We start from the raw sequence: 16,684 nt of genomic DNA, 5'->3' as shown, positions 1-16,684 counted from the left end.
TGTCCGGTGTGACCAAAACCTTGCGAAGACGGGGGGCGACCCCCTACAAGAAACACTGGACCGACGCGATCAGACGGGCAGAAATGGAAAAGACAGTCGATATTGCCAATCAGGACGGCACCGAAGCCCTCGCGGCAAAACTGGCCACCATGGCGCAGGCCGGGGATGTGATTTTGCTGCATGGCACGCTGGGCATGGGCAAAAGTGCCTTTTGCCGCGCCTATATCCGTGCCCTTGCCGGGAACCCGGATGAAGAAGTCCCCAGCCCGACCTTTACACTGGTCCAGATTTACGAACTGGACCCGCTGCCGGTCTGGCATTTTGACCTGTATCGGCTGTCCGACCCCGAAGAAACGCTGGAACTTGATATCGAGGATGCCTTTCACGATGCGGTCAGTCTGATCGAATGGCCCGACCGTCTGGGATATCTCACCCCCAAGGATCATCTCGATATTCATATCGAACCCGGTCCGACCCACGATGCGCGGCGCATTCGCCTGTCGCCGTCGGGGGCGGGATGGCAGGCGCGGCTGGCGAAAATGGCGGGGCCGTTGTGAACAGCATGGGGAAACAGTCACAGACGCAGGCACAGATCCGGCGCGAACGCGAAATTGCGGCTTTTCTGGCCCGGCATGGCTGGGGCGATGCACGGCGTGAAAAGCTGGTGGATGATGCCTCGGCCCGGCGGTATTTCCGGTTGTTGCGGGATGGTCAAAGCATTCTGTTGATGGATTATCCACCCGATGCCGTGTCGATTGACCCGCATGGTGTGTCGGATCGGCCCGAACGGGCCGCATCCCTTGCGCCGGTGGTGATGACAACCGCCCTGTTTGCCGGTTGCGGCTGGCGGGTGCCGGAAATTATCGCCCATGACGGGGCGACGGGCCTGATGTTGATCGAGGATTTTGGCGATCTGACCTTTACCCGGGCGCTGGAAATCGGCGAAATCAGCACCCCGGCCCTGTATGTGCAGGCGGTGGATGCGTTGATTGATCTGCACCGCCAACCCGAACATCTGTGGCGCAGGCCCGAACTGGTGACCTATGGTCCGGAAAATTTCCGCCGCCAGATTGCCAGTTTTACCCGTGATTACCTGCCCCTGGTGATTACCGATGACACAAAGCGCCAACAGGCGATTGCCGGGCTCGATGCCCTTCTGGCGTCGGTTCTGCCATTATGTTGGCAGGCGGGCGAAGTCGTGATTCATCGCGATTATCATGTGGATAATCTGATGCTGGTCGATACCGATGATGGCGATGTGGCCTGTGGCATCATTGATTTTCAGGATGCCGCAATTGCGCCGCGTCCCTATGATCTGGTGTCGTTGCTGCGCGATGTGCGCCATGATATCGGGGCCGGTCTTGAAACCGCGATGGTAGACCGGTATGTGGCGGCCTTCCCGGACATGGATCGTTCCGGTTTCGATATGGCTTATATTGCCTGTGGCATGGTGCGCAATTTTCGCATTTTGGGGCGGTTTGGCTGGCTGGCGCGGGAAACCGGCAAACGGCGTTATTTAAATTTCGTGCCGCAGGCATGGGATTTGATCCTGCGCGGGGCGGATGTTCATCTTCCGGCCTTGCAGGATTGGGTGGATCTTCATATTCCACCTGACGCCCGTCAAATCCCGCATATCCCGGATCATACCCCATCCCTTTCTGGCGGAGGCCCCGAATGACGATAACAGATCGCGCCCAGGCGATGGTTCTGGCCGCCGGACTGGGCAAGCGGATGCGCCCGATCACCGATCATCTGCCCAAGCCGCTTGTGCCGGTGCGCGGGCGTCCGATGCTGGACCATGTTCTGGACCGCCTGCAAGATGCCGGGATCAATCGGGTGGTGGTCAATAGTCATTACATGGGCGATATGATTGTCGATCATGTGGCAAAACGCGCACAGCCGCAGATTATCACGTCGCCCGAGGTGGAATTGCTGGAAACCGGCGGCGGGGTCAAAAACGCCCTGCCTTTGCTCGATCAGGACGCCATTCTGATCGCCAATGCCGATGTGTACTGGACCGAAGGCCGGGATGCGTTGTTTGACCGCATGATCGATGCCTTTGATCCCGATCATATGGATGCCCTGTTGGCGATTTATCCGGTGCAGGGCGCATTTGGCTATGACGGGGCCGGGGATTTTTTCTGGCAGGTTGATGGCCGGTTGAAACGGCGCGGCGATGCCCCGGCGGCACCGTATTTTTTTACCGGGGTGCAAATTCTGGCCCCGCATCTGTTTGACGATAGCCCCGCCGGGGCGTTTTCGTTGAATGTGATTTATGACCGCGCCCTGAAATCGGGGCGGTGTTACGGGCTGGTGCATGACGGGGGCTGGTTCCATATCGGCACACCCGATGCCCTGACTGCGGCAGAAGAAAAACTGAACGCGACGGAGGGGGCGGGATGACCGGCACTCTCTATTCCATCGCACCGGGCCTGCCCTTTGCCGATCTGATCGCCCGCCATTTATTGGCCGAAACGGCGGATAATCCCCTGTTGCTGAGCGATTATGTGATTCTGGTGCCCAATCACCGGTCTTGCAAGGTCCTGCGCGATGCGTTTTTGCGGCAATCGGCGGGCAAGGTCACGCTGCTGCCGACCATCCGCGCCATGGGCGAGGCCGATGAGGATGAATTGACGGTTCTGGGCACACCGGGACAGGCAGGGGGACAGGCGGCGGGGCAAACCGATGCGCCGGAAATCGACCTGCCGCCCGCCATTGCCGATTTGCAGCGCAAATTGTTGCTGACCCGCATGATCATGGCCCGCCCCGACCACAAGGGCGACAGGCCGGGCGCGGATCAGGCGGCGCGTCTGGCCGGGGAACTGGCCCGGTTTCTTGATCAGGTGCAAACCGAAAATTGCCGGTTCGAGGATTTAAAAGGCTTGGTTCCGGCCGAATTTTCGCAACACTGGCAACTGACCCTCGATTTTCTGCAAATCCTGACCCAACACTGGCCCGATATTCTGGCAGCACAGCAAATGTCGGACCGCGCCGCCCGGCGCAATGCCCTGATCGCCGCCCAGATCGATATGTGGCAGCAAAACCCGCCCGCCCATCCGGTGATTGTCGCCGGATCAACCGGGCCGTTTCCCGCCCTGCGTGATTTGATGAAAGCGGTTCTGGCCTTGCCGCAAGGGCGGGTGGTGTTGCCCGGCCTGATGAATGATCTGTCGGCCGATGACTGGCAGGCGATTGGCGATGATGCCACCCATCCGCAACATTTGCTGGCGAAAACCCTGCGCCATCTGGGCCGGGGGGCCGATGATGTGGGGCAATGGGGCGATGGCATCACCGATGCCGCCCGCCTCGAACGTCGCCGTCTGGCCCGCGAAGCCCTGCGCCCGGCCAAAACCACCGATCAATGGCGATATGTGGCGGATTTCGGCCCCGATGTCATGGACGGCGTCTTGCGGATCGATTGTTCCGGGGCGCGCGAAGAAGCCGCAACGATTGCGGTAATGATGCGCGATGCCTTGCAGGACCCGCAAAAAACCTGTGCGCTGGTCACGCCCGATCGCGGTCTGGCGCGCCGGGTGGCAACCGAATTGCGCCGCTGGCAGATCGAGGTGGATGATTCCGCCGGTGTCCCGTTGCACGATACCGCCCCGGCAATTTATGTCCGCCTGCTGGTCCGCGCCGTACAGGAAGAATTTGCGCCCGTCCCCTTGCTGGAATTGCTCAAACATCCGCTTTGTGCCGCCGGTCTGCCGCCCGAACAGTTCCGGGTCCTGATCCGGCTTCTGGAACTGCGGGTGTTGCGTGGGGCGCGTCCGGCGGCGGGGCTGAATGGGCTGCAAACCACTTTGGATAGCTGGTGCGCGACGGAAATCGCCCGCATCGAAAAAAACGGCGGCGATGGCGCACCCGCACGGATTGCGCGGCTGCGCGATGATCATGGCCGTCTGACGGATCTGATCGCACGGGTTGAGGCGGCGCTGATGCCGCTGGTTACCTTGATGGAGAACGGGGCCTGCCCGCCGGTCGAGATATTGCGCACCCATGTACGAAGTGCCGAAATGCTGGCCGCCGGGATGGATGCGAATGGTCTCGACCAAAACGGTGCAGACCGTTTGTGGCGCGGCGAAGCGGGCGAGGCACTGGCCGATTTCGTCTATGAATTGCTGCAAGCCTTGCCCGATTTCGGCCCGTTGCCGGGCAATCGCTATGGCGCGTTCCTTGATGCCCTGATGGCGGATCGGGCGGTGCGGCCCAAATTTGGCAAACATCCGCGCCTGTTTATCTGGGGCGCGGTCGAAGCCCAGATGCAACAGGCCGATCTGACCATTCTGGGCGGCCTGAATGAAGGCGTCTGGCCGCCCGATGCCGGGGCCGATCCGTGGATGAGCCGCCCGATGCGCCACAAATTCGGCCTGCCGGCCCCCGAACACCGCGTCGGCCAATCGGCCCATGATTTTCAACAATTGTTTTGTGCGCCCGATGTGGTGATGACCCGCGCCTTGCGGGTCGAAGGCACGCCAACCGTGCCGTCGCGCTGGTTGTTACGGATTGAAAACATGTTGCGCAAATCCGGTGTGTCGATGGAAAAACCCGACGCCGCGATGTGGCGGGCGTTGGCCGAACAGCTTGATGAACCTGCCGATCACATGCGCCGCAAAATTGGCCGTCCGGCCCCGCGCCCCCCGGTTGCGGCCCGGCCCGGTCTGTTATCGGTGACCCAGATCGAAACATGGATGCGCGATCCCTATGCGATTTATGCCCGGCATATCTTGCGCCTGCGCAAACTTGACGATGTCGATGAAGACCCCGGTGCCGCCGATTATGGCAATCTGATTCACGATGCGCTGGACCGGTTTGTCTCCACCTTTCCCGATGCCCTGCCGCCCGATGCCGAAGACCGCCTGGTTGCAATGGGCCGCGATGTGTTTGAACCCCTGATGGCGCGGCCCGGCCTGTGGGCGTTCTGGTGGCCGCGTTTTGAACGCATTGCCAAATGGTTCGTGCAAACCGAATCGGCCCGGCGCGATCATATCCGCCGCTGTTATGCCGAACGCGACGGTATCCTTGAAACCACTGGCGGCTTTCGCGTTTTTGCCCGTGCCGACCGGCTTGATGTGCTGCGCGATGGCGGTATTGCGATCATTGATTACAAAACCGGCAGCCCACCCAGTCAAAGTGACGTCGCCAACGGTTTTGCCCCGCAATTGCCCCTCGAAGCCGCAATTGCCGAACAGGGTGGATTTGAGAATGTCCCTGCCGGTCCTCCGGCATCATTTGCCTTCTGGAAATTGTCGGGCGGCGACCCGGCCGGTGAGATAAAGGAAGTCACGGTCAAGAATCAAACCCCGGCTGATCTGGCCCATGCGGCGGTGGCCGGGGTCACGGCGCTGGCGGCGGCCTTTGCCGATGAAAAAACACCTTATCTCAGCGTGCCGCACCCCGATCATGCCCCGAAATATTCCGATTATGTGCATCTGTCGCGGCAACGCGAATGGATGGGCAGCGAAGAAAGCGATGACGGAGAAACGTCATGACCCGGCAATCCCCGCAAGACATGCCGCGCGGCGATGATCCCAATGTCCTGCAACGCGAGGCCTCCGACCCGGCGGCCTCGGTCTGGGTGTCGGCATCGGCCGGGGCGGGCAAGACCAAGGTGCTGTCGGACCGCGTCTTGCGCCTGATGCTGGCAGGGACCGAACCGCATCGTATCTTGTGCCTGACTTTTACCAAGGCGGCCGCCGCCGAAATGGCCAACCGTGTCAATGAACGGCTGGGCCGCTGGGCGACGATGGGTGACGATGCCCTGCATGATGATCTGGTCAGACTGGCCGGACAGGCCCCCGGTGATGACGAAACCAGACGCGCCCGGCGGCTGTTTGCCAGTGTGCTTGACGCCCCCGGTGGCATGAAAATTCAAACCATTCATGCCTTTTGCCAATCGCTGTTGCGTCGTTTCCCACTTGAGGCAGGACTGGCCCCGCATTTTGAAATCATGGATGACCGCACCGCATCGGAAACCATGAATGATGTGCAGGAAGAAACCCTTACCCAGGCGCGCAGTGGCCGCGATCAGGCCCTGGCCGATGCGGTGGCGGTGGTCACCGCCCAGGTCCGCGAAGGCGCCTTTGGCGAGGTGATGGGCGAACTGGCACGCGAACGCGGGCGGTTAAAACGCATGTTGGCGCATCATGGCGGGCCCGATGCGATGCGTGCGGCGGTGTGTCAGGCCTTGGGCGCAACGCCGGGCGAAAACGAGGCCGATCTGCTGCGCCGGGCATTGGCCGACGGGGCGTTTGACCGCGATGGCCTGATGATGGCGCTGGCCGCGCTTGAGGCAGGCACCAAAACCGACCGGGACCGGGTGCCTGCCTTGGCACAGTTTCTGGAAAAAACCGATATCGAGGCGCGACTGACGGTTTTTAATGACTATCGCAGCGTCTTTTTCACCGGCGCGGGCGATTTGCGCGCCCGCCTGATCACCAAAAATGCCGCCGAAAATCACCCGGCGGGGGCCGACGCGCTGGAGGCCGAGGCAGTCCGGTTATTGCGTCTTGAAACGGCCCGCAAGGCGGCCGCGGTTGCGGCGGCAACCGGGGCGCTGATCACGATTGGCGAGGCGATGTTGCAACGCTATGCCCGCAAAAAGGCGATGCACGCCCGGCTGGATTACGACGATCTGATCCTGACCAGTCTGGATTTGCTGACACAGCAGGCCGGCATTGCCGGTTGGGTCCTGTTCAAACTGGACGAAGGCCTTGACCATATCCTGATTGACGAGGCCCAGGACACCAACCCGGAACAATGGGAAATGGTGCGGATTCTGGCCGAGGAATTTTTCGTCGGTAGTGGTCAGCATGATGAAAAACCGCGCACCATTTTTGCCGTCGGCGATGCCAAACAATCGATTTACAGCTTTCAACGTGCCGATCCGGGCAAATTTGCCGAAATGCGCGATTATTTTGAACGCCGGGTGAAGGAAAGCGGCGGGCAATGGCGGCCCGTGCCGATGAATATTTCCTTTCGCTCCACCGATGCGGTTCTGGGCACGGTGGACCGGGTCTTTGCCGGTGAAACCGCCCATCAGGGGGTGGGTGATGCCGGGCAGGATGTGATCCACAGCCCCTTTCGTCAGGGGCAGGCCGGGCGTATTGAATTCTGGCCGCCGGTCGAACCGCATCCGCGTGACGACGCCCCGGCATGGACACCCCCCACCCGCATTGTGCGGCTGGATGACCCGGAAATCCGTCTGGCGCGGGTAATCGCCGGGCGCATTCGCCATGCGATAGATCATGCCGAGGTTTTAACATCGCGCGGGCGGCCGGTGCGGGCCGGGGATTTCATGATTCTGGTGCGCAGGCGGACCGGCTTTGTCGATGAAGTCGTCAAGGCCCTGAAAGAACGCAATGTGCCGGTCGCCGGGGTAGACCGGATGCAGATCACCGATCAGCTCGCCGTGATGGATCTGATCGCCTTTGGCCGGTTTTTGCTGATGCCCGAAGATGACCTGACCCTGGCGGAATTGCTGAAAAGCCCGCTGGTCGGCTTTGACGAGGAACAGCTTTTTACCATCGCCCATAACCGCCCGCGCAGCCTGTGGCACGGTTTGCGCAGTCATGCGGGCGATGATCCGGTTTTTCAGGCGGCCTATGATTTTCTGTCGGGCTGGCTGGGCCGGGTGGATTATGAACGACCCTTTGAACTGTTTGCCGAATTGCTGGGCGGGCGCGGGGGCGATGCCCGCGGGGTACGCGCACGGCTGGTCGGGCGACTGGGGATCGAGGCGCACGACCCGCTTGACGAATTCCTGAACCTTGCCATGACCTATGAGGCCGATCACGCGCCGACCTTGCAGGGATTCCTGCACTGGTTGCTGGCAGGCGATGCTGAAATCAAACGCGATCTGGAACAAAGCGGTCGCGACGAAGTGCGGATCATGACGGTGCATGGGGCCAAGGGCCTGCAAGCCCCGATTGTCTTTTTGCCCGATACGATGGCCGTCCCCAACCAGTCGCCCAACCTGTTCTGGCAGGAAGACCGCGATTTGATGTTCTGGTTGCCACGGGTGGCGCTGGAAACCGATACGGTCAAAACATTGCGTGATGCAGTCGCCCGCAAACGCGACGAGGAATATAACCGCCTGTTATATGTCGCCCTGACCCGCGCCGAGGATCGCCTTTATATTTGTGGCTGGCAGGGTAAAAAAGCACCGCCCGATCATTGCTGGTATCAAATGTGCAAACAGGCAATGGCGGGGTTCGCCACCCCGCAGGCGTTTGATCTTTCAACCTTTGCGTCTTCGGGCTGGCAGGGGGATGGCTATGTCTGGGAAACGGCGCAATCCGAACCGGTGGTCGCGGATCGGGCCGGTGATGTGGCCGATGATGATGCACAGGCCCCCAAACGGGTCCTGATTCGCGATATTGCCCCGGTCGAATCCTTTCCACCGCGCCCGCTGGCCCCCAGTCGGCCTTTGGAAGACGAACCATCGGTGCAATCGCCGCTGGGCGGGGATCAGGGGCAAAGTTTCAAACGCGGGCTTTTGATCCACAAATTGCTGGAACTGTTGCCGGGATTGTCGCCCGACCGCCGGGCGGCAAGTGCAAAGCGGTTTCTGGCGCAACCGGTGCATGGGCTTGATGACGGGCAACAGACGGAAATTGCCCGTGAAACCCTTGCGATTCTGGAAAATCCCGAATTTGCCCCGGTCTTTGCGCCCGGATCGCGGGCCGAGGTGCCACTGGTCGGGATTGTCGGCGGCGATGTGGTCTCGGCCCAGATTGACCGCCTGCGCATTGACGGGGACCGGGTGATGATTGTCGATTACAAAACCAACCGTCCGCCGCCCCATGATGTAACGGGCACGCCGCTGGCCTATCGCCGTCAGATGGCAATTTATCGCGATGCTTTGCGCCAGATGTATCCGGACAAAAAAATTGCCTGCTACATCCTGTGGACCAACGGGCCGTGGATGGTGGAATTGCCAGATCACCTGTTGGTGATGCAACGCGCTTGACCTTTGGGGAAACGCTGCCTACCTTTGGCTCCATAAAGCGGATCGAGGCCGTGGGCCTTACAACAAGGATCAATAGTATGACGACGATTAAAGTAACCGATACATCGTTTGACGCCGATGTTCTTGGTGCCAACGCCCCGGTTCTGGTTGATTTCTGGGCGGAATGGTGCGGTCCGTGCAAACAGATTGCCCCTTACCTTGATGAAATCGCCGGTGAACTGGGTGGCAAACTGACGATTGCCAAGATCAATATCGATGAAAATCCGACCACGCCGTCGAAATATGGCGTGCGCGGCATCCCGACTCTGATGATCTTCAAGGGTGGCGAAGTTGCGGCGATGAAAGTCGGCGCATTGCCCAAAAGCCAGCTTGTGGACTGGATCAACCAGTCGATCTGATCGGGTTTCGACCAAAAATCAAAAGGCGGGCTGTATGATGCAGCCCGCCTTTTTTATGGTTTGTTGCCTGTGATCAGGCGGCGCGAATATCGCCCAAAAACCGTTTGATATGTTCCAGAAGGTTTTGCGACTTGTCGCTCAGGCTGTGTGACGCACTCAGGACCTGCCCTGATGACTCGCGTTCTTCTTCGGCCGATTGGCGCAGGCCAACGACATTGCGGGCAACTTCCTTGGTGCCGGTGGCGGCTTCCTGCACATTGCGGGCGATTTCGCCGGTGGCGGCATCCTGTTCACGAACCGCTGCTGCGATGCTGGCGGCAAATTCGTTCAGTTCTTTCATGCGCCCCGAAAGATGCTGGATCGCGCCAAGGGCATTGCCGGTTGATCCTTGAATATCGTTGATCTGGCTGGCGATATCCTCGGTCGCGCGCGTGGTCTGATTGGCAAGGTTTTTGACCTCGCTGGCGACCACGGCAAACCCCTTGCCGGCATCGCCCGCACGGGCGGCCTCAATCGTGGCGTTCAGTGCCAGAAGATTGGTCTGTTCGGCAATCGACTGGATCAGTTCCACCACTTCGCCGATTTTGACCGATGCCTGTTGCAGTTCACTAAAGATTGCTGTGGCGTCATCGGCTTCTTCGGCCCCGGATTGCGCGACATTTGATGTCCGGGAAACCTGTGTGCTGATTTCATCGATGGCGGATGCCAGTTGTTCGGCTGCTGCGGCAACCGTATCGACATTGGCCGCTGCCTGTTCGGTCGCGGCGGCGACAGTGGCGGCCCGGCTGGTGGTTTCATCGGACTGGCTGGCCATGCCGCCTGCGGTCTGACGCAATTGTTCAAGGGCTGCATTGACAACCGTCATGTTGCCTTCAACATCGGTTTCAAAGATTTTGATCAGGGATTCGATTTTTTGTGATCGGGCAAATTGTGCCTTGCGGGTTTCTTCCTGTTGATGGGCCAGAAGGTCGGCCTGTTCCCGGTTGGCGCGAAACACTTCAAGGGCACGGGCCAGATCGCCGATTTCATCCTTGCGGTCGGTTTCGGTGGTGCGCACGCTGGTATCGCCTTTGGCAAGGCGGTTCAGGGCATCGGTGATGACATGCAGCGGGCGGGTGGTGGACCGGTCAATGGCAATGCCGACCGCCCCGATGATCAACAACATGGCAAGGGCGACAGAGATGTCATAAAACGCGGTTTCCCAGAAAATATCGTCAACATCGTCAATATAAACCCCGGTCGTGATCACCCATCCCCATGGCTTGAACGTTTCGGCATAGGCCAGTTTCGGGAACACACCGTTTTCACCCGGTTTGTTCCAGTCATAGGTCAGATAACCGCCATCAGGGTTGCGGGCCGCCTTGACCATTTCGTCCAGCACGGCAACACCGTTCACGTCGATCACCTGCTTGCCATTCTGACCGTTCAGCGAAGGTTGCAGCGGATGCAGGATAACGACGGTATCAAGACCCAGGACAAAGGCGTAATTGCCGCCGTCATAACGCGCATTCCCGATGAAATCGCGGGCGCGGTTCTGGGCTTCGTCACGGCTGATTTCGCCTGCCTGACTTTGTTTTTCAAAATGGTCAAACATGCTGCGGGTGATTTCGACAACCTGGCGGACATTGGATTTCTTTTCTTCAACCAGTGCCGACCGTAATGTGATCAGGTCAAATGCCGCCAGCCCGGCCAGCGCAAGCGCGGTCAGGACAAGGACCATGCGCAATTTGGCAGACAGGGAATAATTGGAAAGTTTCATGAGAGACCCCGGAAGAAGGTTGCTAAAACGCTTTTATTTTCGCCTCTCAGCTTAAGGGACCGGCGAAAATAGTTAAAGTTGCGTGTTGGAGACAATTTATAAAAGCACTTGTGCCGCGTGGTCTTAACCCAAATCAAAAGGACACATATTTTTTCATTTTTCATCTCTGGGTAGAGATGAAAAAAGGCACATATCTTTTTGGATTCTGGTCCTCATTGCGGACAGGGCAGGGATCCCGCAATTCCGTCACACCCTGACCCAAAGCCCACCTTTCCGGTCGTGACCACGGAAACCGGGCAGGCCCCGACAGCCCGGACAAACCTCGGGCTTTTGTCGGCCTGACACCCGGACCCGCCACAAGACGGCCCCCCGCTTTCGCGGCGGTGACGGCAGAGACGCAACCTCGCCCAAACCCCGCCATTACCGCGACCCCGGACGCCGGACAAGCCTCGGGCTTCCGCCGGCCTCGCCAGCAAGCCCACCCACTGTCCGCTCCTGCCACCCCCGGCAAAACCGGACGTGCCCGAAACTGTCAGGAAATATTCCGCTCCGGCACGCCACGCACAAGACGCAATTCGGGCGTCTTGACCAATGGCCGGGTTAGCGGACCCGCATAATGCCACCGTAATGACTCTTCCACCCGCCGGTCAGGGTCTTGCGGGCTGGCCCGCTGCCTTGTCTGTCTTTATATCGCTGCATCATCATTATCTTTCCTCTGGCCCAAACGCAAAAACCCGCAAGGCATGGTGCCTTGCGGGTTTCGGTCCGGGCGCATTTGCCCCGTTGATTTTTCTCTTGTGCCACAGCGAAAAGAACAAATCAAGAACTTTTTTCAGGAAATCCGAAAAAACTTTACGGTTGAATTGTTTCGTTCCTTAAAGTTTTTATCTTTCAATAGGTTACGGTGCCATTCCGGCCTCAACGCGATATTCCCAGACCGGATAATCGGCAACCCGGCGCATGCCGGACCGTTCCATCACCTTGCAGGCCGCGGCATTGCGGGCATTGCCAAATGCGGCAATCGGCAGGTTCCATTGATCGGCAACGATCCGGGCGACAAAACGACACATGGCATCGGCGCTGCCACTGCCCCAATGGCGGCGCAGGCTGGCGCATTCACTGGCCAGAACGTCATTCTTCATGGGTAAATAGGTCATATAGCCGGTGATTTCCCCGTCCAGCAGGGCAAGGACAATGCCGCCGGGTGGATTGAAACACGCCCGCATATCGTCGGCATCCATTGCCCGTGCCCCGGTTTTTCCGGCAAAAATATGGGTATGGATACCGGCCAGCCGGGTGAAAATTTCCGGGTCCTGCGCCACCATTTCCGGCGACAGTTTCACAATGCGATATCCCCGCGCCAGTGCCTTGTCGGCCATCGGAAATTCACCGGGCCGGGGTGGCCCTGGATCGCGCAGATATTTGCGACGTCCCGGTTGCGCGGTAAATCCCGCTGCGCGCAAATCATCGGCGGGCAACGGGTTTTCGACCGTATCAATAATTTGATAAAGCCGGGGATGGTCACTATCGGGGCCTTGTGCCTCGGATTCCAGGAATTCTTTCAGGGCGAAAATCAGGGTTCCGTCATTGTGTGATGCCGGGATGATGGTGATGCCAATCACCTTGTATCCATCATGATGGTCGGTGCGGCTGACGCTGACGGTGGCGCAAGGGGTATCGCCTTGCAGGCAGAAATAATCACCGCTGCGTTTGAGAAACAGGGCACGGGCATCAATCCGGCCTAAAAAATCCCGACCTTCGTCGCCAAGATGTGCTTTCAAAAAGGCGATAAACGCATCGACATTGGAGTCGGTGATGCGCACAAGTGTCATGGTCGGGCATCTTTCAGCATTGGGGATGATGTGTCATATATGCGATCTATCAAGGCGTTAAATACCGGCGGGGTCAAGGGGGAAGCGGCTTTATGGGAACGGAACCGGTCAATTGGACCGCAATTGCCTGCCGGGCGGCAAGCCTTGATGAAAGACTGTCGGGGGATTTTGTCCCTGCCGGGGATGAGGGCAATCCGCAACAGGCCGAAACCGCATTGCGTTTGTGGATCGACAGTGCCGCAAACGGCGATTCGGAAAAATTTGATCGCCGTCTGGCCCGTGATGGCCTGACCCGGGCCGGTGTGGTGCCGTTATTGGGGCCGGTGCAATTGCGCGATGGCGCCACCCTGCCCGATTGGCTGGCAACGGCGCAGGATGTTTTTCACGCGGTGATGGCGGGCGGGGGCACCTGCCCGGCCGATCTGGCCGACGATGTGCCGTTTGCCGATCTGTTCTGGCCTGCGCTGGAAATGGCACGGGCGCGGCGCGGGGATGGCGATCTGTCCTTTCTGGCCAAGGCGGTGCAAGATGATCTTGATGCCGCCCTGTTGCGCCGGATGGCGGAAATTTATGGCCGGACGATTTTTGACAGTTTCAGTTTCTTTCGGGCCGCCGGGCCTTCCCCTGCCGGTGATGCACCGCCCGGCAAGGGATTGTATCAGGCCTTTATCGCCGCCTTGCGTGCCGGGCCGTTCGCCAATCTGGTTGCGGCAAGGCCGGTGATGATCCGTCTTCTGGCGGTGATTGTGGATCAGTGGGTCGCGGCAAGCCGCGAATTTCTGGACCGGCTGGCAAAAGATTATCCGGGGTTTGGCGATGTTTTTCCGCAATTGCGCGATGCGGGCAGGATCACCGGCCTGACAACGGGGATTTCCGATCCGCACAATCACGGGCGCGGCGTGGTCATTCTGGCGTTTGAAAACGGCGCACGCCTTGTTTACAAACCGCGTTCGGTCGCGGTCGAGGCGGCGTGGCACGGGCTTTCATCATGGTGTGCGGCACATCATTGCCCGGTCCGGCTGGGGGCGGCGGCGGTGTGGATGCGCGGCGATTATGGCTGGATGCAGTTTGTCACGGCCGATAAGGCTTTGGCGCGGGCCGATGCCCCGGCCTTTTACCGCGATGCAGGCGGGTTGCTGGCGATCATGCACTGGTTGCGTGGCAGTGATTTGCACCATGAAAACATCCTGCTGGCGGGCGGCATGCCGGTGCCGATTGATCTGGAAACCCTGTTGCAGCCCAATTTGCGGTTTGTCGAAACCGCTGATGCGCCGTTACGCGCCGAACAGGCGGCGCAATATGCGCTTGATGCGTCGGTTCTGGCGGTTGGCCTGCTGCCACAACGCAAACGGGTGGCCGGACGCCTTGCCGAGGTCGGCGGACTGGCCGAGGCAAGAATCGAAACTGTTACCACCCGGCGCTTTACGGCCATCAATCGCGATGACATGGCCTGGGAAACCGGCGCCGAAGACCATATTCTGGCCGGGCTGGCCTTTGATATTGACGGATCACCGGCCCGAATCGCCGATTATGCCGACCCGGTGATTGCCGGTTTTCGCGATACGGTTGCCTTTCTGGCGGCCCATCGGGACGGTCTTTTTGCGCCCGATGGGCCGATGGCAGCCTTTGCCGGGGTGGCGATGCGCCATGTTTTGCGGTCCACCGCCTATTACGAACAATTGCGCTGCGAGTCGTGCGACCCGCAAAACCAGACCGATGGCATCGTCTGGAGCCGCCATTTTGAACGGTTGGGCCGCAATGCACGTTGGGACCTTGATGACGATCCCGGCTGGCCGTTACAGCGGGCGGAACGGGTTGCGCTGGCGCGATATGACATTCCGCTACTGGGCGGGCGCGGCGATCTGGACGGCTGTTGGGTGGATGGTGTGGCGGTTGCGCCGGGACTTTTGGAACCCGCCGTCTGGCCGCGCCTGCGCCAGCGGCTGGAAGATTTGCAAACACATCTGGACTGGCAAACTGCAATCGTCCGGCAGGCGGTGCTGGGGGCTGTGATCCCGGCCGTGGCAGAACGGCATGACTGGCACGATTCATTAAATAAATGGAACCCTGAAAAATCAAGATCAGTGGCATTTGATATCGCAGAATTTATCGCCGGGCAGGCGACCATGCGGGGCGGGGCCGCTGCATGGATCGGTGCCGATGCCGGGGAAGACGGTGAAACATTGGAAACCCGTCTGGTGGCGGATGATTTATATGGTGGCACGACGGGGATCGCCCTGTTTCTGGCGGCATGTTTTCGCATCGGCGGGGATGACAAATTTCGTGATCTGGCGCGTGCTGCCTTGTGCGCCCTGCGGTACCGGCTGGCGCACGGGCTTGCGGATGGGCGCGGGGCCATCATGCCAATTGGCGGTTATGCCGGATGGGGCGGGGTGGTCTATGCCCTGACCCGGTGTGCGCAATGGCTGGATGCGCCCGACCTGTATGACGATGCCCGGTGGGCGACCGCCCGCATTGATACGCGCAGCCTTGCGGCGGATCGGATGTATGACGTGATTGGCGGCGCGGCAGGGGCCGTGATGGGCTTGCTGGCCCTGTATCGTGCCACGGGGGATGCGGCGATTCTGGAACGTGCCGTGGCCTGTGGTCGTCATATTCCGCCTGTGCCGGCGGGCGGCGGCGATGACGGGCGGGACTGGCGCGGGGTGTCCGCACGGCCCTTGGCCGGGTTTTCACACGGGGCGGCGGGGATATCTCATGCCTTGCTGGCGCTGTATGATGCCTGTGGCGATCCGGCGTTTCTGGAAACCGCCCGGCGCGGCCTTGATTTTGAACACACCCTGTTTGAACCTGCGCGTGGCAACTGGCCGGATTTGCGCAATGCCGAAAAAACCGGCTATCCGGTGCAATGGTGTCACGGGGCGGCGGGAATCGGTATGGCGCGAATCGCGTCTTTGTCGGTTCTGGATACCCCGGCGATCCGGGCCGATATCGCGGCGGCAATCGGCGCGACGGTGTCGGTTCTGGATGGCGGGCGCGACAATTTGTGTTGCGGTCATGCCGGACGGTTTTCGATGCTGGGCCATGCCGCCCGGACATTGGGGGATTCTGAACTGATGGCGCTGACACAAACACGCATAGCGGAATGGCTGGTGCGGGCCAGAGGCGACGGCGGGTTGTCGGGGTTTCATCTGATGGGAACCGACACTGTGTTGCGCACCGGCCTGATGCAGGGTTTGCCCGGTGTGGGCTACGCCTTGCTCGAACAAACCGACCCGGATCTGGTCCCGCCGGTATTGTTGTTAAGATGAAGATTTTATTACCAAATGTATAGGTTATGGTCTAACTCCCGGTTGACAATCGGGGTGTGTTATAGCCTAATGAATGGGTAGGGAATTTAAGAGTCTTGGGAACATTTTCAGGAGCCAAACAGATGCAAATGAGACAGGCCGACGACATGATGACATTGTGGCAGGCAACCGGCGGGGCCGTTGATGGCGTTGTCGCACAGACCGTTCATACCGACGAAGGACAAAGCGTATCGGCGGGGACTTCCCATCCGCCGATGTGCGTCGAGGGCGACGAAGCCTTGCAAATGGCAATGGGAACGGGGCATTTTCCGATGTGCGTCGAAGGTGACGAAGCCCTGAAAATGGCAATGGGAACCGGACATTTTCCGATGTGCGTTTCTGATGAAGGTCATCAGCTTGCGGGTACGTTCCGTCCGCCGATGTGCATTGCGCAATAATCGCGCCCTGTTATC

At 59.7% G+C, this 16,684-nt stretch carries 10 protein-coding genes; 8 read left to right on the top strand and 2 right to left on the bottom strand.

The genetic code is table 11. The features are described 5' to 3' along the window. Nucleotides 1-83: 83 nt before the first annotated feature. The 6 genes from tsaE (at nucleotide 84) to trxA (ending at nucleotide 9,369) form a co-directional block, all read left to right on the top strand. On the top strand, nucleotides 84-557 hold the full coding sequence (tsaE, locus tag Q8O73_RS13125; protein WP_305558615.1) for a tRNA (adenosine(37)-N6)-threonylcarbamoyltransferase complex ATPase subunit type 1 TsaE: 474 nt from the start codon (nucleotides 84-86) through the stop codon (nucleotides 555-557). Continuing rightward, a complete protein-coding gene (locus tag Q8O73_RS13120; RefSeq protein WP_305558614.1) occupies nucleotides 518-1,678 on the top strand; it encodes an aminoglycoside phosphotransferase family protein in 1,161 nt (386 codons plus the stop codon). Before tsaE ends, Q8O73_RS13120 begins: the two co-directional genes overlap by 40 nt. Further along, a complete protein-coding gene (locus Q8O73_RS13115) occupies nucleotides 1,675-2,403 on the top strand; it encodes a nucleotidyltransferase family protein (protein ID WP_305558613.1) in 729 nt (242 codons plus the stop codon). The genes Q8O73_RS13120 and Q8O73_RS13115 overlap by 4 nt, the downstream gene beginning before the upstream one ends. After that, nucleotides 2,400-5,492: a double-strand break repair protein AddB gene (gene addB, locus Q8O73_RS13110; protein WP_305558612.1), complete on the top strand. Its 3,093-nt coding sequence runs from the start codon at nucleotides 2,400-2,402 to the stop codon at nucleotides 5,490-5,492. The genes Q8O73_RS13115 and addB overlap by 4 nt, the downstream gene beginning before the upstream one ends. After that, nucleotides 5,489-8,971 (top strand): double-strand break repair helicase AddA, encoded by a 3,483-nt coding sequence (gene addA, locus Q8O73_RS13105; protein ID WP_305558611.1) that lies wholly within the window; start codon nucleotides 5,489-5,491, stop codon nucleotides 8,969-8,971. The genes addB and addA overlap by 4 nt, the downstream gene beginning before the upstream one ends. Nucleotides 8,972-9,048: 77 nt before the next feature. After that, nucleotides 9,049-9,369, top strand: a complete 321-nt coding sequence (gene trxA / locus Q8O73_RS13100; protein WP_305558610.1) for a thioredoxin TrxA — start codon at nucleotides 9,049-9,051, stop codon at nucleotides 9,367-9,369. Between the two features lie 73 nt (nucleotides 9,370-9,442). Here the strand turns inward: trxA and Q8O73_RS13095 are convergent, their stop codons facing one another. Next, nucleotides 9,443-11,128 carry a methyl-accepting chemotaxis protein gene (locus tag Q8O73_RS13095; protein WP_305558609.1) on the bottom strand — a complete coding sequence of 562 codons (1,686 nt, stop codon included), beginning with the start codon at nucleotides 11,126-11,128 and terminating at the stop codon, nucleotides 9,443-9,445. Nucleotides 11,129-12,027: 899 nt separating this feature from the next. Further along, nucleotides 12,028-12,960 (bottom strand): hypothetical protein, encoded by a 933-nt coding sequence (locus Q8O73_RS13090; RefSeq protein WP_305558608.1) that lies wholly within the window; start codon nucleotides 12,958-12,960, stop codon nucleotides 12,028-12,030. Between the two features lie 92 nt (nucleotides 12,961-13,052). Here Q8O73_RS13090 and lanM point away from each other — a divergent pair, with 92 nt between their 5' ends. Next, nucleotides 13,053-16,232, top strand: a complete 3,180-nt coding sequence (gene lanM, locus Q8O73_RS13085; protein WP_305558607.1) for a type 2 lanthipeptide synthetase LanM — start codon at nucleotides 13,053-13,055, stop codon at nucleotides 16,230-16,232. A 122-nt stretch (nucleotides 16,233-16,354) separates the two neighbouring features. After that, a complete protein-coding gene (locus Q8O73_RS13080) occupies nucleotides 16,355-16,669 on the top strand; it encodes a hypothetical protein (protein WP_305558606.1) in 315 nt (104 codons plus the stop codon). Nucleotides 16,670-16,684: the final 15 nt, after the last annotated feature.

This window comes from Thalassospira sp., assembly GCF_030690045.1.
Lineage (GTDB): Bacteria > Pseudomonadota > Alphaproteobacteria > Rhodospirillales > Thalassospiraceae > Thalassospira.
Note: the sequence above shows the minus strand (reverse complement) of the source record. Positions and strands in the feature narration are given on the sequence as shown.

What these genes read in the sequence shown, in the direction of transcription:
- tsaE (WP_305558615.1), top strand. Translation starts at nt 84, where the DNA reads ATGGAAAAGACAGTCGATATTGCCAATCAGGACGGCACCGAAGCCCTC.
- Q8O73_RS13120 (WP_305558614.1), top strand. Translation starts at nt 518, where the DNA reads ATGGCAGGCGCGGCTGGCGAAAATGGCGGGGCCGTTGTGAACAGCATG.
- Q8O73_RS13115 (WP_305558613.1), top strand. Translation starts at nt 1,675, where the DNA reads ATGACGATAACAGATCGCGCCCAGGCGATGGTTCTGGCCGCCGGACTG.
- addB (WP_305558612.1), top strand. Translation starts at nt 2,400, where the DNA reads ATGACCGGCACTCTCTATTCCATCGCACCGGGCCTGCCCTTTGCCGAT.
- addA (WP_305558611.1), top strand. Translation starts at nt 5,489, where the DNA reads ATGACCCGGCAATCCCCGCAAGACATGCCGCGCGGCGATGATCCCAAT.
- trxA (WP_305558610.1), top strand. Translation starts at nt 9,049, where the DNA reads ATGACGACGATTAAAGTAACCGATACATCGTTTGACGCCGATGTTCTT.
- Q8O73_RS13095 (WP_305558609.1), bottom strand. Translation starts at nt 11,128, where the DNA reads ATGAAACTTTCCAATTATTCCCTGTCTGCCAAATTGCGCATGGTCCTT.
- Q8O73_RS13090 (WP_305558608.1), bottom strand. Translation starts at nt 12,960, where the DNA reads ATGACACTTGTGCGCATCACCGACTCCAATGTCGATGCGTTTATCGCC.
- lanM (WP_305558607.1), top strand. Translation starts at nt 13,053, where the DNA reads ATGGGAACGGAACCGGTCAATTGGACCGCAATTGCCTGCCGGGCGGCA.
- Q8O73_RS13080 (WP_305558606.1), top strand. Translation starts at nt 16,355, where the DNA reads ATGCAAATGAGACAGGCCGACGACATGATGACATTGTGGCAGGCAACC.